The sequence below is a fragment of the Fodinicola feengrottensis genome (genome assembly GCF_010993775.1).
GTDB classification, from domain to species: Bacteria; Actinomycetota; Actinomycetes; order Mycobacteriales; family HKI-0501; genus Fodinicola; species Fodinicola feengrottensis.
In genome coordinates, this window is the sequence record NZ_WOTO01000027.1 from 1 (window position 1) to 21,642 (window position 21,642).

The 21,642-nt window shown below is 65.9% G+C and carries 21 protein-coding genes and 5 pseudogenes; 14 read left to right on the forward strand and 12 right to left on the reverse strand.

Going from position 1 to position 21,642, the window contains the following annotated elements; translation table 11 throughout:
* Positions 1-6: 6 nt before the first annotated feature.
* Positions 7-2,035 (forward strand): annotated as a pseudogene (locus GNX96_RS64665) (glycoside hydrolase family 172 protein); the annotation flags it as partial.
* A gap of 308 nt (positions 2,036-2,343) precedes the next feature.
* On the opposite strand, the gene GNX96_RS23845 reads toward GNX96_RS64665, so the two are convergent.
* The gene (locus tag GNX96_RS23845; RefSeq protein WP_163569790.1) at positions 2,344-2,487 is read right to left on the reverse strand and encodes a hypothetical protein; all 144 of its coding nucleotides are present in this window, start codon (positions 2,485-2,487) and stop codon (positions 2,344-2,346) included.
* 20 nt (positions 2,488-2,507) lie between these two features.
* Here GNX96_RS23845 and GNX96_RS23850 point away from each other — a divergent pair, with 20 nt between their 5' ends.
* Entirely contained in the window at positions 2,508-3,308 is an 801-nt protein-coding gene (locus GNX96_RS23850; protein ID WP_163569866.1) for an FG-GAP repeat domain-containing protein, read from the forward strand.
* Between the two features lie 3 nt (positions 3,309-3,311).
* Here the strand turns inward: GNX96_RS23850 and GNX96_RS23855 are convergent, their stop codons facing one another.
* From GNX96_RS23855 to GNX96_RS54640, 3 genes are all read right to left on the reverse strand, one after another.
* Positions 3,312-3,752, reverse strand: coding sequence for a mechanosensitive ion channel domain-containing protein (locus tag GNX96_RS23855; RefSeq protein ID WP_163569791.1), 441 nt, complete (start codon positions 3,750-3,752; stop codon positions 3,312-3,314).
* Positions 3,753-4,019: 267 nt separating this feature from the next.
* Positions 4,020-4,448 carry a discoidin domain-containing protein gene (locus GNX96_RS23860; protein WP_279581344.1) on the reverse strand — a complete coding sequence of 143 codons (429 nt, stop codon included), beginning with the start codon at positions 4,446-4,448 and terminating at the stop codon, positions 4,020-4,022.
* A complete protein-coding gene (locus GNX96_RS54640) occupies positions 4,330-5,580 on the reverse strand; it encodes a beta-1,3-glucanase family protein (protein WP_279581294.1) in 1,251 nt (416 codons plus the stop codon). The genes GNX96_RS23860 and GNX96_RS54640 overlap by 119 nt, the downstream gene beginning before the upstream one ends.
* A 341-nt stretch (positions 5,581-5,921) precedes the next feature.
* Between GNX96_RS54640 and GNX96_RS54645 the strand changes: the two genes are divergently transcribed.
* From GNX96_RS54645 to GNX96_RS23870, 4 genes and pseudogenes are all read left to right on the forward strand, one after another.
* Complete coding sequence (locus GNX96_RS54645) at positions 5,922-6,527, forward strand: discoidin domain-containing protein (protein WP_279581295.1); 606 nt, start codon at positions 5,922-5,924, stop codon at positions 6,525-6,527.
* Positions 6,484-7,098 carry a hypothetical protein gene (locus GNX96_RS54650; RefSeq protein WP_279581296.1) on the forward strand — a complete coding sequence of 205 codons (615 nt, stop codon included), beginning with the start codon at positions 6,484-6,486 and terminating at the stop codon, positions 7,096-7,098. Before GNX96_RS54645 ends, GNX96_RS54650 begins: the two co-directional genes overlap by 44 nt.
* An 81-nt stretch (positions 7,099-7,179) precedes the next feature.
* On the forward strand, positions 7,180-8,163 hold the full coding sequence (locus GNX96_RS54655; RefSeq protein WP_279581297.1) for a hypothetical protein: 984 nt from the start codon (positions 7,180-7,182) through the stop codon (positions 8,161-8,163).
* 112 nt (positions 8,164-8,275) lie between these two features.
* Positions 8,276-9,773, forward strand: a pseudogene (locus GNX96_RS23870) (flavin-containing monooxygenase).
* A 62-nt stretch (positions 9,774-9,835) separates the two neighbouring features.
* Here GNX96_RS23870 and GNX96_RS23875 read toward each other — a convergent pair.
* Positions 9,836-11,831, reverse strand: a pseudogene (locus GNX96_RS23875) (ABC transporter ATP-binding protein).
* Positions 11,828-13,566 (reverse strand): annotated as a pseudogene (locus GNX96_RS23880) (ABC transporter ATP-binding protein). The pseudogenes GNX96_RS23875 and GNX96_RS23880 overlap by 4 nt, the downstream one beginning before the upstream one ends.
* Before the next feature lie 167 nt (positions 13,567-13,733).
* Between GNX96_RS23880 and rnhA the strand changes: the two are divergent.
* Positions 13,734-14,177: a ribonuclease HI gene (gene rnhA / locus GNX96_RS23885; RefSeq protein ID WP_163569867.1), complete on the forward strand. Its 444-nt coding sequence runs from the start codon at positions 13,734-13,736 to the stop codon at positions 14,175-14,177.
* 5 nt (positions 14,178-14,182) lie between these two features.
* Here the strand turns inward: rnhA and GNX96_RS23890 are convergent, their stop codons facing one another.
* Both GNX96_RS23890 and GNX96_RS23895 read right to left on the reverse strand, forming a co-directional pair.
* Complete coding sequence (locus GNX96_RS23890) at positions 14,183-14,986, reverse strand: SDR family oxidoreductase (protein ID WP_279581298.1); 804 nt, start codon at positions 14,984-14,986, stop codon at positions 14,183-14,185.
* Between the two features lie 5 nt (positions 14,987-14,991).
* Positions 14,992-15,498, reverse strand: a complete 507-nt coding sequence (locus tag GNX96_RS23895) for a Rossmann-fold NAD(P)-binding domain-containing protein (RefSeq protein ID WP_163569794.1) — start codon at positions 15,496-15,498, stop codon at positions 14,992-14,994.
* A 548-nt stretch (positions 15,499-16,046) separates the two neighbouring features.
* Between GNX96_RS23895 and GNX96_RS23900 the strand changes: the two genes are divergently transcribed.
* The 3 genes from GNX96_RS23900 (at position 16,047) to GNX96_RS23910 (ending at position 17,487) form a co-directional block, all read left to right on the forward strand.
* A complete protein-coding gene (locus GNX96_RS23900) occupies positions 16,047-16,448 on the forward strand; it encodes a hypothetical protein (RefSeq protein WP_279581299.1) in 402 nt (133 codons plus the stop codon).
* Positions 16,449-16,523: 75 nt separating this feature from the next.
* The gene (locus GNX96_RS23905; protein ID WP_163569795.1) at positions 16,524-17,060 is read left to right on the forward strand and encodes an EF-hand domain-containing protein; all 537 of its coding nucleotides are present in this window, start codon (positions 16,524-16,526) and stop codon (positions 17,058-17,060) included.
* Positions 17,061-17,190: 130 nt separating this feature from the next.
* A complete protein-coding gene (locus tag GNX96_RS23910; protein WP_163569796.1) occupies positions 17,191-17,487 on the forward strand; it encodes a hypothetical protein in 297 nt (98 codons plus the stop codon).
* On the opposite strand, the gene GNX96_RS54660 is transcribed toward GNX96_RS23910, so the two are convergent.
* Positions 17,480-17,944, reverse strand: coding sequence for a hypothetical protein (locus GNX96_RS54660; RefSeq protein WP_279581300.1), 465 nt, complete (start codon positions 17,942-17,944; stop codon positions 17,480-17,482). The two genes, GNX96_RS23910 and GNX96_RS54660, sit on opposite strands and share 8 nt — an antisense overlap.
* On the opposite strand from GNX96_RS54660, the gene GNX96_RS54665 reads away from it, so the two are divergent.
* From GNX96_RS54665 to GNX96_RS64670, 3 genes and pseudogenes are all read left to right on the forward strand, one after another.
* A complete protein-coding gene (locus GNX96_RS54665) occupies positions 17,937-18,320 on the forward strand; it encodes a hypothetical protein (protein ID WP_279581301.1) in 384 nt (127 codons plus the stop codon). The genes GNX96_RS54660 and GNX96_RS54665 overlap by 8 nt on opposite strands.
* Before the next feature lie 92 nt (positions 18,321-18,412).
* A pseudogene (locus GNX96_RS23920) lies at positions 18,413-19,009 on the forward strand (LysR family transcriptional regulator); the annotation flags it as partial.
* 16 nt (positions 19,010-19,025) lie between these two features.
* Positions 19,026-19,340: a type 2 periplasmic-binding domain-containing protein gene (locus GNX96_RS64670; protein ID WP_390624126.1), complete on the forward strand. Its 315-nt coding sequence runs from the start codon at positions 19,026-19,028 to the stop codon at positions 19,338-19,340.
* Between the two features lie 41 nt (positions 19,341-19,381).
* Here GNX96_RS64670 and GNX96_RS23925 read toward each other — a convergent pair whose 3' ends face one another.
* The 3 genes from GNX96_RS23925 to GNX96_RS23935 all read right to left on the reverse strand — a co-directional run bounded on the left by GNX96_RS23925 (position 19,382) and on the right by GNX96_RS23935 (position 21,165).
* Positions 19,382-19,933, reverse strand: a complete 552-nt coding sequence (locus GNX96_RS23925) for a snapalysin family zinc-dependent metalloprotease (RefSeq protein ID WP_279581302.1) — start codon at positions 19,931-19,933, stop codon at positions 19,382-19,384.
* A 206-nt stretch (positions 19,934-20,139) separates the two neighbouring features.
* On the reverse strand, positions 20,140-20,517 hold the full coding sequence (locus GNX96_RS23930) for a class I SAM-dependent methyltransferase (protein ID WP_163569798.1): 378 nt from the start codon (positions 20,515-20,517) through the stop codon (positions 20,140-20,142).
* A 216-nt stretch (positions 20,518-20,733) separates the two neighbouring features.
* Complete coding sequence (locus GNX96_RS23935) at positions 20,734-21,165, reverse strand: hypothetical protein (protein WP_163569799.1); 432 nt, start codon at positions 21,163-21,165, stop codon at positions 20,734-20,736.
* A 144-nt stretch (positions 21,166-21,309) separates the two neighbouring features.
* Between GNX96_RS23935 and GNX96_RS23940 the strand changes: the two genes are divergently transcribed.
* Complete coding sequence (locus GNX96_RS23940) at positions 21,310-21,588, forward strand: DUF2277 domain-containing protein (protein WP_163569800.1); 279 nt, start codon at positions 21,310-21,312, stop codon at positions 21,586-21,588.
* Positions 21,589-21,642: the final 54 nt, after the last annotated feature.

Genomic DNA, 21,642 nt, shown 5'->3' on the forward strand with positions numbered 1-21,642 from the left:
CTGGAGATGCGATGCGCCTGTGCGAAATCTACTGGTGGGGGGGGGGGGGGGGTGGGGGGGTGGGGGGTGGCCGCTGTCGCCGCCCTCGCGTTCAGCCCGATACCGGCCGCCGCCGCACATCCGGCGACCGCCGCCGCGGCGTCGGTCGGCAAGGGTCCGGTCGGCTGGGACACGTACCGGCACCTCGATCAGTTGCCATACCTGACTTCCGGCGTACAAACGCTGCAGTATTCGAGTTTCGACCGGGCCGGCGGCAACGACGACGGTGGTGGTACGTGCCTCGGGTCCGGCGGCGCCGGCTGTGTGATCGCGCAGGACAGCGGCCCCGGCGAGCTCTCGTCGATCTGGTTCACCCGCGACAACGGCGTGGTTACCGCGATGGGGAACATTCGGATCGAGTTGGACGGCACCACCGTGCTCGACTCGCCGCTGCAGACCGTGGTGAACGGCGGCCTCGGCGCGCCCTTCGTCTATCCCATGGTGGCCACCGGCGACCAGTCCCTGGTGGTGGCGTCTACATCAAGGTGCCGATGACATATCGCAGTTCCATGCGGGTCAGCGTGCAGAGCGCGCTCGCGTACTACCACGTTGACTACCGACATTTTCCGGACGCCGACGGGGTTTCCACCTTCAACCGGGCGGACCAGGCCCAAGACGTGCTGTCGGTGCTGAACGCGGCTGGTACGCGCGATCCCAAGCCGGCCGCGCCCGGCGCGCAGACCAGCGCCGGCACCGTCAGCGTACCGGCCGGCGGCACCGCGACGGTCGCCCAACCGACAGGTCCAGGTACGATTTCGGCGCTGCGCCTGCAATTCACCAGCGCCCCCACCGAGGCCTCACTCGCTGGCCTGCGGTTGAAGATCACCTTCGATGGACGGTCCACTGTGGACTCTCCGGTCGGTGAGTTCTTCGGTTCCGGAATAGGGCCGAGCACCGTACGCTCGCTGCTGTTCGCCTCCGACCCGGCGGCCAACGGCTGGTTCTCCACCTGGTGGCCCATGCCATTCGCGCAGAACGCCACCATCACCTTGGCCAACACCACCGGCGCGGCGATTTCCGGCATCAACACCCAGGTAACGGTCGCTCCGGATCCACAGTGGACGACCGCGCTGGCGGATGGCAGCGCCGGCTATTTCACCGCTCGATCGACCTATGGCGCCACCACCCCAGGGCAGGACTGGCTGTTCGCGGACGAGGGCGGGCACGGAAAGTTCGTCGGCGTCAGCGAAAGCATGCGCGGCACCCAGGGCGGCGGCCGCGGCTATCTCGAGGGTGACGAGCGGGTGTACGTCGACAATTCGCAGTCACCGCAGCTTTACGGCACCGGCACCGAGGACTATTACGAGGGTGGCTGGTATTTCCGGAACGGCGTGCAATACAGCGACGCTTTCACCGGCCAGCCGCGCAACATCAAACCCGATGGCAGCCATCCGAACGACTCCACCGCCGTCTACCGGCTGATGCTGGGCGATGCCGTGCCCTACCAGACCGCCTTGAGGTTCGGATGGAACACGGCGAGCGCGACAACATCGCTGGCATCTACTCGTCGACTGCTTTCCTTTATACCCAGCCAACTTCGACCACCGTGCGTGGCGATTCGGTGCAGGTCACCGATGCCGCCAGCCGGACGGCCCACGGCTACACCGACCCGGGCGCGACCGAGGCCGCGCTTTACAGCGCCCACGAAGGCAACGAGGACTCGCTGCCGGTCAACGACCGGTCGCGCTCGACGACCCAGCCGATCACCTTCACGATGGCCGTCACCTCCAGTAACGCTGGCGTGCTCCTTCGTCGTACGTCCGACCAGAATGCCGCCTTCCAGTCCGCTGCGGTGAGCGTCGACGGGACCGCGGTCGGGACCTGGCTGGAGCCGCGGAGCAATCCCCGGCAGCGCTGGCTGAGTGACACGTACGCACTACCTTCCAGTGTGACGGCCGGAAAGTCCAGCATTGCTGTGACGTTGACACCGACGGCTGGGTCGCCGGCTTGGAACGCCGTTCGCTATGCGGCGGACGCGATTGTCGGCGCGTACGCGAACACGGCCCGTCCGGCCGCGCCGACGGTGACCGGCCTGACGGTGACCGGCACCCGGCACGCCGTCCGATTGCAGTGGAATGAGCCGACGTCCGCCGCTGGAGCGACGCTTTATCGGGTCTATTCCTCACCATCTTCCGACGTACCGGTGGGCGCCTCGACCTTGATCGGCACCAGCCGGACCACCAGTTACGTCCAAATTGCCTTGCCGGCCAAGCAAACCCGCTATTACCGGGTGGTCGCGGTGGATCCGGGCGGTCTTGCCGCTGACGCGTCCGCGGTGGTGTCGGCGACGACGAAGGTGGCCACTCACAACGATTTCAGCGGCGACGGCAAGGATGACGTACTCACCTTCACCAGGGGCACGGCTGCCACCGCGTACGGCGCCACCTCGACCGGCGCCGCCTTCGCCGGCGACGGTGTGCTGGTGGCCTCCGGCGTGGCGCCGGGCACGGCGGTGCCGCTGACCGGACGTGGACGGCGACGGGCGTACGGACATCATCTGGTTCGTACGCGGCGGCAGCCCGAAGGTCTATGTCCAGCTGTCCAACGGATCCACTTTCGGGGCACCCCAGCTGTGGCACAGTTTCTTCGCGCTGGACAGCGAAATCCCGTTGGTCGGCGACTTCAACGGCGACGGCAGGGCGGACATCGCCACCTTCACCCGCGGTGCCTCTTACGGCCCTGGGCAGGTCTACGTGGCGTTGTCGACGGGCAGCAGTTTCGAGGGCACCTCGCAGCTATGGGACTCGAACTTCGGCTACGGCAGCGAGCCGCCGGCGGTGGGCGACTTCAACGGCGACGGCATGGACGACATCGCCACCTTCTCGCAGGGCACCACCGGCGACGTCTATGTCGCACTCTCGAACGGAGCCCGTTTCCTGGGCAACGGCGGCGACAACCTGTGGAACGGTTGGTTCGCGCCGGCCGGCGAAACCCCAGCGGTGGGCGACTTCAATGGCGACGGCCGCGACGATATTGTCACGTTTACGCAGGCAAATCCGGCACTGGTCTACGTGGGGTTGTCGGACGGCACCCAATTCGGCGCCGGGGCCATCTGGCACCACCGTTTCTCGCTCGCCGGTGAGGTGCCCGGAGTCGGCGATTTCGACGGCGACGGGAAATCCGACATCGTGACCTTCACTCGGGGGACCGCGGCGCAAGTTTACGTGTCACTGTCGAACGGAACCTCGTTCGTACAAGATGGCTGGCTGTGGCATAACCACTTCTGCGTCGGCAGCGAGTGGCCGCAGCCCAGCCGATTGCTGGGATAGCCGCTATTCGGGTTCGGTGCCGTTCTGGGCAACCGCGGAGTTCAGGACCGCGCTGTTGGGAAGGCGAATCGGGCCGGTTTCGGTTTCCAAGGTGAGATAGACCAGCCCCATCTCGGTCACCTGACCACGGTGCGGGCCGCCCAGGGCGCCGGAGTGGACGACGACGTGATCGCCGACCGAGAACGGCTGCGAGCTCATCAACACCACGCCCGCGAAGACGTTGCCGAGGGACTGCTGGGCGGCGATGCCGATCACCACGCCGGTGAGCGCGCCGCCGACCAGCAGCTGCCCGAGGTCGACGCCCAGGGTGTTCAGCACGACAATGGCAAGGCCGATGTAGCCGCAAAGTGACACCGCGAGGCGCAGCGCCGCCGCATGTCCGGCGCTCAACCGCCGCTGGATCCGGCCGGCCGCCACCGAGCCGACGGAGCGTACGGCGACCACCCCGACGAGGACGAAAAACCGCGGCGCCGCCGAGCGCGATCAGCTTCAGATACCAGTGGTCGGCCTTCAGGTAGCTGGCCACGTCGAGGACGTACGCGACGACGAGCATGACAACCACCAGCAGCGACGAGCCGATCGCCCGCCGCAGGCTGTCCGGGAACCGCTTGCGCTTCTTCTCGCTGGTGGGCTCCACCGGTGTCCCTCGCTCTCCGTGACCGCGACCACTCTAACTTTCCGAGCGGTCGTGGTCGGGAGCGGACTGGCGGGTCAGCTGCCGTAGACCTCCATTTCCCAGAGGGAATAGCCGTACGGGGTGCCGCGCTGGGTGCCCTGCATGCGGATATAGCGGGCTTGGCGGGTGCCGAAGGAAAGGTCCTCGACACCGCCTTGGCCGGCGCTCGTGGCGTAAGCGGTGGACCAGCTGCCGCCGTCGGTCGAGGTCTGGATCTGGTACGCCGAGCCAAAAGCCGCTTCCCAGGTGAGCCGGACTCGGTTGACCGAGTGGACCGCGCCGAGATCCACCTGAATCCACTGGGGATCGCTGAACTGCGAGGACCAGCGGGTTCCGGTGTTGCCGTCATATGCGTTTGAGGCGGGGAAACTGGCATTCTCGGTGGAGGACGCGGTGGCGGGGCGGTTCTGGGAGAGCAGCCCACCGGTGGAGCCGCCGCCGGCGCCGAAAGGGGTCAGGGTCAGGGTGATGCTGGTGGGGGCGTTGTCCTGAATGTACGAGGCGAAATTGCCCACGTCGTCGGAAGGGAAAGCCGTAGGCCTTGCCGTCGACGGTGTTTTGGTGAATCGCTTGGGAATAGTGGTTGGTGATCCCGGCCTGATAGAACTGCGACGGATCCGTGACCGGTTGGTTCGGGTGGGTGACCAGGGTCGACCGGTTGTAGGCCGCGCCCAACTGCGCCGCGACCGGACCGGTCAGGCCGTCGTTCGGGGCGCTGAGGGCGCCGTTGCAATAGAAAATGTCCTGGGTGCTCGGGCGGTTGAAAGTCGCTACGCCCTGGTCGAAATGCAGTTGGTTGCCGCTGACCCGGCCGGTGTAGGTGGTGGCATTGATCGTCACATGCAGGTCCTGGTTCGCGTACGTGTTCCACACCTGGTCGATGTAGGAGTCATAGTACGTACGAGAGAACTGCCCGCCGTCGATCCCGTGGCCGGGTGCGATGATCCGCAGCGAGTCGCCGACGACGAGGTTGTGGAAATCAGGGTTTGCTGAGACGGCGGCGAAAATCGCGTCCCGGCCGCCGGAGGTGAGCGTGCCGGCGGTTTGCGTGGACGCGCCCGTCAGGTGGATTTCCATCGGTACGCTGAACATGTCGACCATGGTCGTGTTGCAGTACATTCCGCTGCCGGCGAAGGTGAATTCCATGCAGTCGTGCAGCACCGAATAGCTCGGGTCGGAGGTCACCCAGCCGGCCGGATACTGCAGGGCTGGTTTGCCGTTGCCGTCGATCACCACCCGGAACTTGAGTTTCGCGTCGAGTGACACGTAAATTCGGCCGGACATGTTCGGCAACGACACGGTGGTGGATCCGGAGCCGGCGAACGGGATGGACAGGTCGGCATAGCCGTCCGGTCCGTTCAGCGAGGTGGACACCGGCACCTGCACGCCGTCGGAGCGTACGTAACACTGCTGTCCGGCCGGATTTGTGCCCACGATGTAAATCCACCCCGCGCTGTTCGAATAGCGGCCGGTGTTGTTGACGACGGTCAACGGCATGGTGGTCGCGGCGGCGGCGCGTTTCGGGGAAGCGGGGATCGCCCAGGCGAGAGCGGCGGTCGCGGCGGTCCATCCGAGGACTTGTCTTCTGGTTGTCATGAGAGTTCCTCAGCCGGTGATGGGTGCGCGAGATGGCGGGATGGAGCGACGAGGAGAAAGAAAGCAAGCTCGCGTGCGCTGCGGGGACGCCTTAATTCATGGTACGAAGGAAGTCGAGGTTGTCAACCACGGGTTTGTTAAGTAGTTAAGTGACGGGTTCTGCCGGGAAGTCTTGACTACCCGGTTTCGGCGCTGTTGAATGCATCACATTCCTTCCGGAACGCCTACCCCTGAAGAAAAAAGGCAATCGCTCCAGCGCAGTGGGTTCTCGCCGCGTACGCCCGGAAAAGGAGACACGCAGGTGCCCATGACACCCACCCCGGTCCGCCGGCTGCGTTTTTTTGGCCGCTGCACTGGCAATCGCGCTCGCTCTGTCCTCCCTGCTGGCGGCGCCGGCGGCTCCGGTCGCGGCCGCCACTTGCGGCACTGCCAATGCGGCTCTGAACGCGCCGGCGACCGCTTCGTCCACCGAGTCGGCCAGCTATCCGGCCTCCGCCGCGGTGGACGGCGACACCGGATCGCGCTGGTCCAGCCAGTTCTCCGACCCACAGTGGTTGCGGATCGACCTGGGCAGCAGTCAACAGCTCTGCGAGGTCGACCTGACCTGGGAAGCGGCGTACGCGCGCGCCTTCGAGCTGCAGACCTCGCCGGATGGCAACACGTGGACCGATATTTACTCGACGACCACTGGTCCGGGCGGCAGCCAAGCCATTCCGGTCACGGGTTCCGGGCGGTATCTGCGGATCTATGGGACCCAGCGCGCGACTCCATACGGCTATTCGCTCTTTGAAGTCGCCGTCCACACTCCGGGCGGGGGCAGCACAATTCCGCCGACGGATCCCAAGAATCCCCAACTTCGGGCCGAACGTTTTCGTTTACGGCCCCGGATCCTCGCAGCCGGACATGCAGAACAAGCTGACCTCGATCTTCAACCAACAGCACACTAACCAGTTCGGCAGCGAGCGCTACGAGGTGCTTTTCCAGCCGGGCAGCTACAACGCGGACGTGAACCTCGGTTTCTACACCGAGGTCGCGGGCCTGGGAATGTCGCCCGATGACGTGAACATCAATGGGCACGTACGCGTCGAGGCTGACTGGCTGCAGCAGGGCAGCGATCCGAACAACCTGGGTAATGCCACCCAGAATTTCTGGCGGGACGCCGAAAATCTGTCAGTCACCCTGCCCGCTGGGCAGATCGAGCGATGGGCCGTTTCGCAGGCAGTGCCCTATCGCAGGATGCACCTGCGTGGCCAGGTTCAACTGTGGAACGGCGGCGACGGCTGGTCCAGTGGCGGTCTGATCGCCGACAGCAGGATCGATGGACTGGTGGAATCCGGTTCGCAGCAACAGTTCCTGACCCGCAACAGCGAGCTGAACGGCGGCTGGACCGGCAGCAACTGGAATATGGTCTTCGTCGGTCGGCTCGACCGGCACTCCGGCGCAGAGTTATCCCAGCCCGCCGGACACCGTCGTCGGCCAGACTCCGGTCGTACGGGAAAAACCGTTCCTCTATCTTGACGGATCCGGAAAAACTACAACGTCTTTGTCCCTGGAGTGCGGCAAAACTCCTCCGGTACGAGCTGGGGACACGGTACGCCGGTGGGCAACTCGATCTCGCTGAGCCAGTTCTACGTGGCCTCGCCGGCCAGTTCCGCGGCTACCTTGAACGCGGCTTTGGCGCAGGGACTCAACTTGCTGTTCACTCCGGGCGTCTACCACCTGAACCAGACCCTGAACGTGACCCGGCCGGACACCGTCCTGCTCGGGATGGGGATGGCCACCCTGATTCCGGACAACGGTGTCACCGCGATCTCGACCGCGGACGTGGACGGAATCAACATCGGCGGCTTGTTGATCGACGCTGGTACGAGCAATTCTCAGGTTCTGGTGCAGATTGGCCAGCCCGGCTCGACCGCCAGCCACGTCGCTGACCCGGCCTCGATCCACGACGTTTTCTTCCGCATTGGCGGGGCGGCGGTCGGTAAGGCGACCCAGAGTTTGCTGATCAACAGCAACAACGTCGTTGGCGACCACATGTGGCTGTGGCGCGGTGACCACACGTACGGCGTCGGCTGGACCGTCAACACGGCCAACAACGGGTTGGTGGTCAACGGCAACGACGTGACGATGTACGGCTCTCTTCGTCGAGCATTACCAGCAGTTCAACGTGCTCTGGAACGGCAACGGCGGCCGGACGTACTTCTTCCAGAACGAGCTCCCGTACGACGTGCCCGACCAGGGGTCGTGGACCAGCGGCGGCGGCAACCAGGGCTGGGCCGCGTACAAGGTGGCGAATTCGGTGACCAGCCACGAGGCCTGGGGCGTCGGCAGCTACTGCTTCTTCAACACCAACAACTCGATCGTGGCCAGCCATGCGTTCGAGGTGCCGGACACCCCTGGGGTCAAGTTCCACGACCTGGTCACGGTTTCGCTCGCGGCGGCGCGTCGGCACCATCAGCCACGTCATCAACAACACCGGCCCGGCCGCCAACACATCCCACCAGGTCAGCCCCTGGACCAACTATCCGTAAACCCGCAGGTCAGGGCCGGTGGCGGGAGGTCGCCGGCCCGATGGTTGGTTGACAAAACCGGTCGATGTGTCGAATCTGACAGTGGTGGTGAGCGCGCGATCACGGCAGAATGCTGTGCACTGGCTCACCCTGACCGACCGATCGGTTTGTGAATGGGGACAAAGATGACCGCCGACCATGTGGACGTACTGATCGTCGGCGCCGGGCTCTCCGGCATCGGCGCCGCCTGCCACCTGCGACGCGAGTCGCCCGGCAAGACGTACGCGATCCTGGAGTCCCGCGACGCGATCGGCGGCACCTGGGACCTGTTCCGCTATCCGGGCATCCGGTCCGACTCGGACATGTTCACCCTCGGTTACAACTTCCGGCCGTGGACTGGCGGCAAGGTGATCGCCGACGGGCCCGTCGATCCGTTCGTACGTACGGGAAACCGCCAAGGCGTACGACGTGGAGAGCAAGATCCGGTTCCAGCACCGGGTGATCGGAGCGCGGTGGTCGACCCAGGACGCCCGCTGGACGGTCGAGGCGCGGCGCACGGACACCGATGAGACTGTCGAGCTGACGTGCGGTTTTCTCTTTGTCTGCAGCGGTTATTACAACTACGAGCAGGGTTACACGCCGGACTTTCCGGGCATCGAGTCGTACGCTGGGCAGGTCGTCCACCCGCAGCTGTGGCCCGACGACCTGGACTACGCCGGCAAGCGGGTCGTGGTGATCGGCAGCGGCGCGACCGCGGTCACCCTGGTGTGCCGGCCATGACCGACGACGCGGAGCACGTCACGATGCTGCAGCGCTCGCCGAGCTACCTGGTGTCGCTGCCGTCGGTGGAGTCGTGGGAGAAGGCGTTGCGCGGCAAGGTGCCGGAAAATGTCGCGTACTCGATCATGCGCTGGAAACACCTGCTGCGGGCGCGACCGCCAGCTCAGCTCAGCCGGCACGCGCCTAAGGCGATGAAAGGCATTCTGCGCTCGGCACTTCTCAAGGAACTGCCGAAAACCTTCGACGTGGACACCCATTTCCGGCCGCGCTACAACCCGTGGGACCAGCGTCTCTGTGTCGTGCCGGACGGCAACTTCTTCAAGGCCATCCGGGACGGCAAGGCCGACGTCGTCACCGACACGATCGAGACCTTTACCGAGAAAGGCGTCACACTCGCCTCTGGCGAGGAGTTGAACGCCGACATCGTCGTCACCGCGACCGGCCTTAACCTGCTCGGCATTGGTGGCATCTCGCTGACCGTCGACGGCTCGGACGTGGAACTCGGTGACACCGTCGCGTACAAGGGCATGATGCTCTCGGGAGTACCGAATTTCGCGCTCACCGTGGGATACACGAACGCGTCATGGACGTTGAAGGCGGATCTCGTCGCTGGTTACGTGTGCCGGTTGCTCAACCACATGGATGCTCGTCAGCAGCAGATCTGTACGCCGGTCGCGCCAAAAGTAACCGGGGAAACCCGGCCGCTGATCGACCTGATGTCCGGTTATGTGTTGCGCAGCGTCGAAAAGCTGCCGAAACAGGGGGGCGCGCGCTCCTTGGCGGCTCTACCAGAACTACATCCGCGACCTGATCATGCTGCGCCGTGGCCGGCTCACCGGCGACGGCGTGCGTTTCACCCGCAAGCCACTGGCTCGTACGGCCGCCGTCCCCACCAAGGTCTGACTTACCGCATCGACGCGATGCGTGCGCCAAACGCACGCATCGCGTCGATGCGGTAAAAGGGGCTACTCGACTTCGACGGCGGCTTGGGCGAACTGGGCCGCATAGAGTCGCGCATATGCACCGTGGGCGTCGAGCAGCTCGGCATGGCTGCCCTGCTCGACGATGGTGCCGGACTCCATCACCAGGATGAGATCGGCATCGCGGATGGTCGACAGCCGGTGCGCGATGACGAAGCTCGTACGCCCCTGCCGGAGCGAGTTCATCGCGCGCTGGATGAGCACCTCGGTTCGGGTGTCGACCGAGCTGGTGGCCTCGTCCAGGATCAGGATCGCCGGTGACGCGAGGAACGCCCGGGCCACCGTGATCAGCTGTTTCTCGCCGGCGCTGACGGTCTCGCCCTCTTCGTCGATGACGGTGTCATAGCCATCGGGAAGGGTCCGCACGAACCGGTCGACGTGCGTCGCCTTCGCGGCCGCGACGATCTCGTCGCGGGTCGCGGAGGCGCAGCCGTACGCGATGTTCTCGGCGATGGTGCCGCCGAAGAGCCACGCGTCCTGCAACACCATGCCGGTCTTGGCCCGCAGGTCCTCGCGGGTCATGGTGGCGATGTCGACGCCGTCCAGGGTGATCCGGCCGCCGGTGATCTCGTAGAACCGCATCAGCAGGTTGACCAGCGTGGTCTTGCCGGCGCCGGTGGGTCCGACGATCGCGACGGTGCTGCCTGGCTCGACCCGCAGCGACAGGTCGTCGATGAGCGGCGTCTCCGGGTCGTACCGGAAGGAGACGTGCTCGAAGGCGACCCGTCCGTGGGTCTTCTCCAGTCGTACCGGCTCGACCGGGTCCGGGTCCTGCTCCTGCGCGTCCAGCAAGGCGAAGACCCGCTCGGCCGAGGCGACGCCGGACTGCATCAGGTTGGCCATGCTGGCGACCTGGGTGATGGGCTGGGTGAACTGCCGCGAATACTGGATGAAGGCCTGCACGTCACCCAACGACAGCGAGCCGCTGGCCACCCGGAGCGCGCCGACCACCGCGACGAGCACGTAGTTCAGGTTGCCGATGAACATCATTGCTGGCTGGATCAGCCCGGAGATGAACTGGGCCCGGAAGCTCGCGTTGAACAGGGGGTTTCGTTGTGCTGGTCGAAAATCTCCGCCGACTCGGCCTCGCGGCCGAAGACCTTGACCAGCGAATGCCCGGTATACATCTCTTCGATGTGGGCGTTCAGCCGGCCGGTGGTGCTCCACTGCTTGATGAACTGCGGCTGCGCCTGCTTGCCGATCCGGGCCGCGACGAACACCGAGATCGGGACGGTGACCAGCGCGATCAGGGCCAGCAGCGGGGAGATCACCAGCATCAGGATCAGCACGCCGACAATCGACAGCAGCGAGGTCACCACCTGGCTGAGCACCTGCTGCAGCGACTGCTGCAGGTTGTCGATGTCGTTGGTGACCCGGCTGAGCACCTCACCCCGCGGCTGCTGGTCGAAATACCGCAGCGGGAGCCGGGCGAACTTCGCCTCCACCTGCTGGCGCAGGTCGAAGACCGCCCGCTGCACGACCGTGGTGGTCAGCCGGCCCTGGAAGAGGCTGAGCACGGACGCACCGACGTACAGCGCCAGCACGATCAGCAGGACTCGGCCGACGGCGTCGAAGTCGATGCCGTGGCCGGGCACCAGGTTGACCGACTTGAACAGGTCCGCGAGGGTGTTCTGGCCGGTCGCTCGCAGGTGGGCGATGGCGGCGGCCGCCTGGTGGTGGTGGTGGCCGGCAGCGAGGCGCCGATGACACCGGCGAAAATCAGGTCGGTGGCCTGGCCGAGGATTTTCGGGCCGATCACGGTCAGCGTCACACTGATCACGCCGATGACCAACACCGCGGTGATCATCAGCCGCTGGGGACGCAGCAACTGCAGCAGCCGGCGGCCGGAGCCCTTGAAATCCAGCGCTTTCTCGGTCGACATGCCACCCATGAAGCGGGCTGGGCCGGGGCCCGGCGCTGGGCCGAGGGCGCGCTTGGGAACGGCCCTTTCGCCCTGCACGGTGGGGGCGGGGGAACTCATGCTGCCTCCTGCTCGGTGAGCTGGGAGAGCACGATCTCCCGATAGGTTTCGTTGGTGTCCATGAGCTCGCCGTGGGTGCCGGAGCCGACCACCCGGCCCTCGTCCAGCACCAGGATCCGGTCCGCGTTGCGGATGGTGCTGACCCGCTGGGCGACGATCACCACGGTCGCCTCGGACGTTCCCCCGCGCGAGTGCCCTGCGCAGCGCTGCGTCGGTCGCGTAGTCCAGCGCCGAGAAGGAGTCGTCGAAAAGGTAGATCTCCGGGCGGCGTACGAGAGTTCGGGCGATGGCGAGTCGCTGCCGCTGGCCGCCGGACACGTTGGTGCCGCCCTGCGCGATCGGCGCGTCCAGGCCCTCGGGCATCCGCTCGACGAAGTCGCGGGCCTGGGCGATCTCCAGCGCGTGCCAGAGCTCCTCGTCGGTGGCGTCCGGCTTGCCATATCGCAGGTTCGACGCGACCGTCCCGGAGAACAGGTAGGGCTTCTGCGGCACGAAACCGATCGTGTTGGACAGCACGGTCGGGTCCAGCTCCCGTACGTCGATGCCGTCCACCAGCACCGCGCCGGCGGTCGCGTCGTACAACCGCGGCACGAGGTTGAGCAGCGTGGTCTTGCCGCTGCCCGTACTGCCGATGACGGCCGTCGTCTCACCCGGCCGGGCCAGCAGGTCGATGCCGCGCAGCACCGAGTTCTCAGCGCCGGGGAAGTGAAACTGGACGCCCCGCAGCTCCAGTTGGCCATGCGTCGGGACCGCGGCGACTGGCTGGACCGGCGGCACCACACTGGGCTCGGTGTCCAGCACCTCCTTGATCCGCTCGGCGCACACCTCCGCGCGCGGGACCATCATGAACATGAAGGTCGCCATCATGACCGACATCAGGATCTGCAGCAGGTAGCTCAGGAACGCCGTCAGCGCGCCGATCTTCATGTCGCCGCTGGCGATCCGGTGGCCGCCGAACCACAGCACCGCCACGCTGGACACGTTCATCACCAGCATGACCACCGGGAACATCAACGCCATCAGCCGGCCGACGCCGAGCGACACGGTCAGCAACTCGGTGTTGGAGCCGGTGAAACGCTCGCGCTCGTTGGTGTCCCGCACGAAAGCGCGAATGACCCGGATGCCGGTGATCTGCTCACGCAGCACCCGGTTGATCCCGTCGATCCGCTCCTGCATCAGCCGAAAAAGCGGCCGCATCCGGCTGATGATGAGGCTCACCGCGATGGCCAGCACCGGCACGATGATCAGCAGCAGTGAGGACAGCGGCACGTCCTGGTTGAGGGCGAGGATGATGCCGCCGACGCACATGATCGGCGCCGACACCATGAGGACAAACGTCATCAGGGCCAGCATCTGCACCTGCTGCACGTCATTGGTCGTACGGGTGATCAGGGGGTCGGTGTGCCGAAATGGCCGACCTCACGGGCGGAGAACTTCTGCACTCGATGGAAGACCGCGGCCCGGACGTCCCGGCCGACTGCCATCGCCGTACGCGCGCCATAGAGCACCCGCACCGGCAGAGCAGACGATCTGCACCATCGACACCACGATCATCACCCCGCCGATGCGCAGGATGTAGCCCATATCGCCTTTGACAACGCCGTAGTCGATGATGTCCGCGTTCAGGGTTGGCAGGTAAAGCGCCGCCAGGGTCTGCAACAGCTGGAGCAGCACCACCAGTGGCCAGCGGGGCACGATAGGGGCGTAGGAAGTCACGCAACAATCGGATCAGCACGGGAACTCTCGCATCTTCGTCGGCAATTTTTTAGCGGTTACTTCGATCGTCCCCCCAGGGTGCGACGAGATCGCGGACGCCGCCACCGTACGGCACCGGGCCCGATGCGCCACCGGAATTTCGCGCCGCGCGCAATCGCGGTCGGGGTCCGCCGGTATCTTGCTGGCATGGCAGCTGTGGAGATCTACACCGATGGCGCGTGCCGGCCGAACCCGGGCCCCGGCGGGTGGGGTGCGCTGCTTCGCTTCGGCACGGTGGAAAAGGAGCTCTGCGGCGGCGATCCGGCCGTCACCACCAACAACCGGATGGAGCTGACAGCGCCGATCCAGGCTCTGGAGGCGCTCACCCGGCCGTCCGTCGTGATGCTCTACACAGACAGCACTTATGTACGGTCGGGCATCACTCAGTGGGTGCCGAAATGGAAGCAGAACGGCTGGCAGACCACGGACCGCAAACCGGTGAAGAACGTCGACCTGTGGCAGCGCCTGGAGGCGGCTGTGGAGCGACACCAGGTCGAGTGGCACTGGGTGAAGGGGCACGCCGGCCACCCGGAAAACGAACGAGCCGACCGGTTGGCCGCCCGCGGCCTGGAAGAGGCCAGCGCCGGCTGACCCGCTCACCGGAAGTCGTCCGCGTGGCCGCGAGCCCACTCGGCGTACGTGCGAGCGCGGAATTCGCTCGGTCGGGGGACGAACGGCTGCGGTTCGCCGGGCTCGGCGGAATACGGCTGCCCGCCGAACAGGAACTCGGCGCTCGCGGCAGCCCAGCCACCCTGCCGGCGATAGTGCTCCAGCGCCTGCTCCGCGGTGACCTCGGGCAGCTGGATCGGCTCGCCGATCGCGGCCTCGAGCGCGGCAACCTGGTCCCGATGGCTGAGCTGCTCGGGCCCTACGAACGTGTAAGCGACACCGTTATGGCCGTCCTCAAGGAGCGCCGCGGCAGCGATATCGGCGATGTCGGCCTCGTGCACCGGCTGGTCGACCTGGTCCGGGTACGGATCGATGACCGTGCGGCCGGCTCGTACGGACGGTCCCCAAAGGTGCAGGCTGTTCATCGCGAAGGCGCCGGGGCGTACGTGCGTCCACTCCAGGCCGGACGCCTCGACGGCCTGCTCGACCGGCAGGTGGAAGTCAGTGTCGTGGCCGGTAGTCACCGCGCCGGACGACAGCACCACGATCCGCTCGATGCCGGCCCGGCGTGCGAGGTCGACGACCTCTCGTGCGGTTTCGGCCACTGGGAACAGATAAAGCCGGTCGGCGCCTTCGAAGGCGCCGACCAACGAGTCGGGCTCTCGAAGGTCACCACGTACGGTCTCGACACCTGGTTCCACGGAACCGCGGGTCACCGCCCGTACTTTCTCGCCGGCCGTACGAAGCCGCTCGACCACCAGCCGGCCGACCTGCCCAGTCGCGCCGGTCACCACTGTCACCACAGGTTCTGCCTCCGGAAACCGTCGGAATTTCGGACCACCCAGTCCGCGTAGTTGCCAGCGGGGCGACCCAGCAGCTCTTCGACTGGCATGGCGTCCTCGATGCCCGTATGCCCGTCCACGAGGTCCTTCAGGACCTTGAGTTGCAACTGAATCGCGGCCTCCGGCCAGCCCGCGCCTTCCCACTCGTCGCGGGCCCGCTGAGGGCTGAGCTCTTCGAAACGGATCGGCTGCCCGATCGCGGCGGCGATGGCTTTGACCTGCTCGACCTGCGAAACGCCGGGCGCGCCGGCCAGGTTGTACGCCCGGCCGTGGTGGCCTGGTTCGAGCAGGACGGTCGCCGCGATCTCGGCCAGGTCCGCGTCGTCCAGCAGCGGATACGCGGCCTGCGCGTACGGCGCTCGTACGACCGCGCTGTCGCGGATCGCCGTCGCCCATCGCAGCGTGCCGCTCATCAGCCCAGGTGAGCGCAGGTGCGTCCACTCGACGCCGGACGCCTCCACTGCCTGCTCGCCTGCTCGACAGCAGATGATGCCAACAGGCGCGGCCGTACGCGGCTTCGTGGCGAGCTCCGTGCGAGGACAGCAGCACGATCCGCCCGATGCCAGCCGCGACCGCCTGGCCGACGATCGCCTCGACGTCCGTGGGTGAAACGCCAGCCAGAAACAGTCGGTCAGCGCCTTCTTCTCGTACGTGTTCCCCCTTTTGCCGCAAAATCTCGGTCAGGTGCCGGACGACCAGTCCGGACGCCACCGCGCCGATCCCACTCGGCGGGAACGTTTTTTCATCGTCGTCGTCACACCGACGACGATAGCACGATGGTGCTCCTAAATGGAACATACTTGTTCCGAATTGGACTCTCATGGTACTATGAGGGGGTGAGCACAGATGTCGAGTCCGGTGTTCGAGGTCGGACCCGGCGGGCCATTCTGAGCGCGGCCGCTCTCGCGTTGACCCGCGACCGAAGTGCCACTCTCGCGATGGTCGCTGAGGAAGCGGGCGTCGGGCGTACGACGCTGCACCGCTATTTTTCGCTGACCGCGAGGAGTTGTTGGTCGCGGTCATCGAAGACTCCTGGCAGGCGGTGGAGAAGTCCGTACGGGACGCGGCGACGGACCAAGGGCCGCCCTTGGAGGCAATGACCAGACTTGTCGCTGCGATGGTCGATGTCGGTGACCGGCTGCTGTTCCTGTTCGGTGACCCTCGGGCGTCCGAAGGCCGCGAACGCCCCAAACCAGACGTTGATCCGGTGCTGGCGCTGATAAAACGCGGCCAGGCCGAAGGAGTGTTCGACCGGCAGATCGACGCGATCTGGATCCGCAGCGTCTTGTGGGGCCTGGTCTACACCGGCTGTGCGGGGGCCAACGAGGCCCAACTGCCCCGGCACGGGGTCGCCCCGACCGTCACCCGCATTCTCTTCCACGGCATCGACACCACGCCTGCCTCCAACTAATAAAGCGTCAAACTTTGAGTGGGCTCCGCCGGGTCGGCCGTCGCGATACTCGGTGTCGACCGAAGGGACGGCGCGATGGCGAGCGATTTCCAGCGGGGCAAGGTGGCCGGCGTGTTCGCGGCGATGGACGAGGACAGTCGCGGTTTCCTGATCGAGCGCGACTTCGCGTCGCTTGCCCAGCGGTGGACGACGCTGCGTGGTCTCGAGCCGGGTACGGACCAATATGAGCGGCTACGCGAGATCATGCTCGGTTGGTGGGCCTCGCTGCGTACGGCTGCCGGTGGCCGAGACCGGGTCACCCTGGACGACGTGATGGCGTTGGTCGACCAGCTGCCGACGATGGTCGACGCGGTCACCGGCACCGCCGACGCGATGTTCGAGGCCATCGACGAAAACTCCGACGGCGAGCTTTCGCCGGCCGAATACCGGCAGCTCATCACCGCGTGGACCGGTCAGGACGCCAACGTCGACGAGATCTTTCCCTTGCTGGACCTCAACTCCGACGGGCACATTTCGCTGGACGAATTCCGCCGGCTGTGGACCCAGTTCTGGGCTGGCGACGATCCGGCCGCCCCCGGGACCTGGGTGTTCGGCCGCTACCGCGTCGGTTGAGCGGCCGTGGGCTCGCCGCTGGCAATGCCGTCAATGCCCGTCAATGCTCGTCCAGGTTCGTCAAGTTTCGTCAACCGGCCGCCGGGCGACCGCAGACTGGGAGCTTCCGGATCGGATCGGAGGCCGACCCATGACCAACCCGGGTTTTCAAGCCCAGCAAGCGGCCCATCAGGCCCAGCAGGCGGCTCAACAACAAGCGCAGGCCAGCATGCGCGCGGCGCAGGACGCGAACCGGCTTTCCCAACAGGGGCACCGGTACGTGCCGAATTCGCACTATCATCCGACCAGGCGAGGCGGCGGTTTCTTCTCTGGCCTCGTCACTCTCGTCTTGCTGGTGGTGTTCCTGGGCATCGCGGTCGTGGTGTTCCGTCAGGTGGCGCCGGAGACTTTCGGTGAGCTGCTGGGGTTGCTGCGACAGATCAGGTGAGACCGAGCACGACCAGGACCGCGGCCAGGGCGTAGCCGGCGATGCCGAGCCACACGACCTGGCCGCGGCGTCGCTCCGACCATCGGGTAAAGGTCAACAGCCAGGCCAAAACCGGCAGCACCAGCACCGCGTGCATGGTGACCGCGTGTTCGGGCTTGAGCGATCCACCGGTCGCGTACGCGAGTTGTTGTTGCCCCTCAAAGACAAGCAGCATGCCCTTCGCGATCATGGCCACTCCTACGGCCAAAGCCGCGTCGAGACAGAGTAGTCCGGCTCGTACGGCCAATCGCATGCTCGGTGCGGTGTCCGGCGCTGAGCGGAAGGACAGGATTGTCAGCGTCACGATGGTGACGACCAGCACCGCGCCGCCGACTGCGAGCGTACGGGCGACAATGCCGTCGAACGTGGTTTCCAGGTTGTAATGCGAAGGAACCCCGCGCCACGCCTGCATGGTCACCAGCGCGACCTCCAGTACGCAGGCCGCGCCGAAGAAACCCAACAACCAGGTGCGCAGCCCGTACGCCCATTTTCACGTACGACGCCACCCAGGTGATGGTGATCAGCGTCAACCCGAAGGACAGTCCGAAAGTTGTCGGTTTGCGGAAGGACAGCGGGCCATCCCAGCTGTCACCGCTGATGACCAGCACCAGGAAATGCACGACGCCGGACGCGATCAGCAATCCGCCCACCGCGTAAGTGAGCCGCTCGGCGGTGCTGAGGCCAGCGGTCAGCGCGGCGATGCTTTTGGGACGAGTCATCACACCAGCATCGCCGCTGGCGGGGCCGCTGTCGTGCCGCCAGCGTGGTATCCGGACGTACGCACCTGGACGTAGGTGGAGTTCTATTCCGTGAAATTTACCTTCTGGTGGTGGGTCGATGGCGCCGTTATGGTGATTTGGTGCGATTGGAGGCGCGTCACCTGCGGGTGCTGTGTGCGATCGCGGACGCCGGAAGCCTGCGTAAGGCGGCTGTTCAGCTCGGCATGACACAGCCGGCGATCACCGCTGGGCTGCAGCGAATCGAGGCGGCGCTGGGCGGACCGGCGTTTCTGCGAAACGCGGACGGTTGCCGGCCGACCCCGCTCGGTCAGTTTCTGGTTGCCCGCGGCCGAAACTTACTGGCGGAAATGGATTCATTGTTGGAGGCCGCTGTCGGGTTGGCCGCCGATGGCGAACATCGCCAACTCCGCGTCGGGTGCACGCCCAGCCACGTGACGGCCGGTTGGTTGGAACGCCTACGATCGCTCGCACCGGAGACCGACGTGGTGCTGCACGTGGACAACTCGGCGCGAACGCTGATGGGATTGCTGGACCAACGCCAGCTCGACGTGGCATATCTGTACGAAAACGAGGGATGGTCGATGCCGCCGTCGACGCGGGTGGCCCGCCGGACGGTGATGGTCCGCGAGCCGCAGTCCGTCGCGATAGCGTCCGGGGATCCGTTGGCCGACGCGGAAAACGTGACGTTGACTGATCTCGCCGACTCCTCCTGGGTGATCAATTCCTCCGGCGACGACGAAGCCGCGCACATCCGCCGGTGTGTGCGCGGCCGCCGGATTCACTCCCCGGCTGGTCAATATCGGCGATATTCCGACCAGTCGGGAGCTGATCGTACGAGGACACTGCATCGCCGTCTGTCAGCCAACTTCGGTGCCACGGGAGGATCTCGCCGTCCGGCGAATGGCCGGCGACCCGTTTGGTGTGCACCTTTTCCTGGCCTGGCGCCGGGACAGCGTATGGGAACCGCTGGTCCCGGCCGCGTTTGACTTCCTCGTCCAGGAATATGTCGAAGGTGCCGGCCGCAATCCCGAGTACGGCAAGTGGCTAAGTGACAACCCGGCCGCGACAGCGTAATCACCGGCATCGGGGTTGCCCGATGCCGGTGATTTTCTCCCTTAGCTGACCGGAGCGAGCTTGCTCAGGTTGGCGTTGCTCCAGATCGAGTCGACCTGGTTGCGCTCCTGCTGGTCCGGCTGGGTGTTGCGGCAGGACGGGCCGGGTCCGCCGCCGGACATCATCAGCTCGCTGCACGGACCGGAGTAGTCGTCCGGCAGGCCGAGCACGTGACCGGTCTCGTGGGCCACCACCCGCTGCGAGTAGTACTCCTGGTTCTGTTGGTAGTCCAGGAAAACATAGCCGTGGCCGGAGCCGTCGGTGTCGGCGTACGAACCGCGGGAGTCGTTGCCCTCGTAATAGGAGAAGTCCGCGTTCGCGCCGCCGGCGCTCAGGCGTACGTTGTGCACCGCGCCGTTCCAGATCTGCGCGCTACCGGCGATTTCCGACGCGAAGGTGGGTGCTTGCGACGCATCATAGACGACCGTCACGGCCGTCAGTTTTGGTGAGGCTGCCCGCTTTTTGGCGACCGAGCGCAGCACTGCCTGGAGAAACGCACGGTTCGCGGCGGCCTCCGCCGCCGATCCCGCGTAGGTGCCGCTGAAACCGGACACCGACGTGCCACCCCCGGCGCGACGAGTCCGTCGCTGGAGCCGGCCTGCGCGGGAGTCGCGAACATCGCCATCGCCATGGCGGCGGTCGCGAGGCTCAGCAGTCCGAGAGCGATGGATTTCGGACGTCTCATGGGAGGGCTCCTCACCCTGGGCAAAGGGATACATCCGCATTATTAAGCGCTTTGCCGGCGATGGGGCTATCCCGATCAGCGATCATACGGAGTTATCGCTCTCGCGGAGGTAGCCGGCCTGTGATGGCAGGAGAGCGTTTTGGCGCCGGTGAATGCGAAGACGAGCCGGGTGTTTTGCACTCCCCACTTTCCTTTGACCTGTTGGAAGTCGCCCAGGGCTTTGCTCTTCATGATTTTCCGGTAGCCGAGATAGTTCACCCGCCACAGGAACAGCACGAGTTGTCCACCGGGTCGCAGCACCCGAGCGGCCTCGGCGAGCCCGGCGTCCGGGTTGTCGAATTCCTCCAAAGAATAGCTGTAGAACACCGTATCCACGCTGTCGCTGGAAAACGGCAGGCTCTCCCCTCGAGCGCAGACGGCTTCGAACCCGCCCCGCGCCTGCAGTTTCAGCACCGCGCCGGGGGTCGGGATCCACCGCCGTCAGCTGTCCTTTGTCGCCCAGGTGCCGGGCCAGGTGATCGGTGTAGAAGCCGGCGCCGGCGCCGACTTCCACCACCGTCCCAAAAGGGGGAATCCAGCGTACGTCCCGAGTGGGCAGGTCACCGCCGAGAATGCGTCGAAGCCATCCCACGCTGATCAGTTGATAAGCCGCCGCCGGCGTGTGCCACCTCATCGCACACCTGCCAGCGAAGCCGGCTGGCCGACTGTACGCAGCGACCGTACGGAGAACCACATCGCGGCTCCCGCCAACGGCAACTCCAGCAGGAATGCCTCGGCGATGGCGATCACCAGATCGGATCCGGTGTTGGACGTACAAATGTCGAACCAGGAATCGGTGCACATCAGGCCAGCGGTCACGCACATCGCCGCGATTGCCCGGGAATCCCGCCGAAAAAGCAGAACAGCCGCGGTGCCGGCGCCGACCGCGATGGCCAGGTCCAGACCCACCCACGCGGTCGACCAGCGCTCGGCCAGCATGGTGGGTGGCAGGGTATTGGCCAGAAAGACAATCCAGGGAAGCAAAATAATCGCGACCGCGGCGGCGACGGTCGCGGCCACCGGAGAACGCCGGTCCTCACCGGTAAAAGGTGTCGTAGTCATGCATTTGAGCTTCCTGCGAAGAAGATCCGCAAACGATCAGGCGGCCCCACCGGCTGATGGTCGGGTTAACCCACCCCCGGACCCTCGGGTCACCCGTCTTTCGTTCGCTCTCGACCGGCGTTGATCAGGCGTTACGATCGAGGCATGTGTCGAAACATCACCACTTTGCGTGGGTTGGAACCGTCCGCGACCGACGACGAAATCGAGGCGGCCGCGCGGCAGTACGTCCGGAAGGTCAGCGGCGTGCAAACCGTCACCGATGCGACCCATGACGCGTTCGAGGCGGCGGTGGCGGAGGTGACCGCGGCGACCACCAAACTGCTGGCAGCGCTGCCGGCTCGCCGCCAGCCCCCGGCCACCGTGCCGCCGCTGCGCCGGCCCGAGGTGCAGGCCCGGATCGCGGCCCGGGCCGCCAAGGGCTGACCCGCGAGGCCCCAGGTAACGAAACGGCCCGGTTTTGTGAACCGTATCGTTACC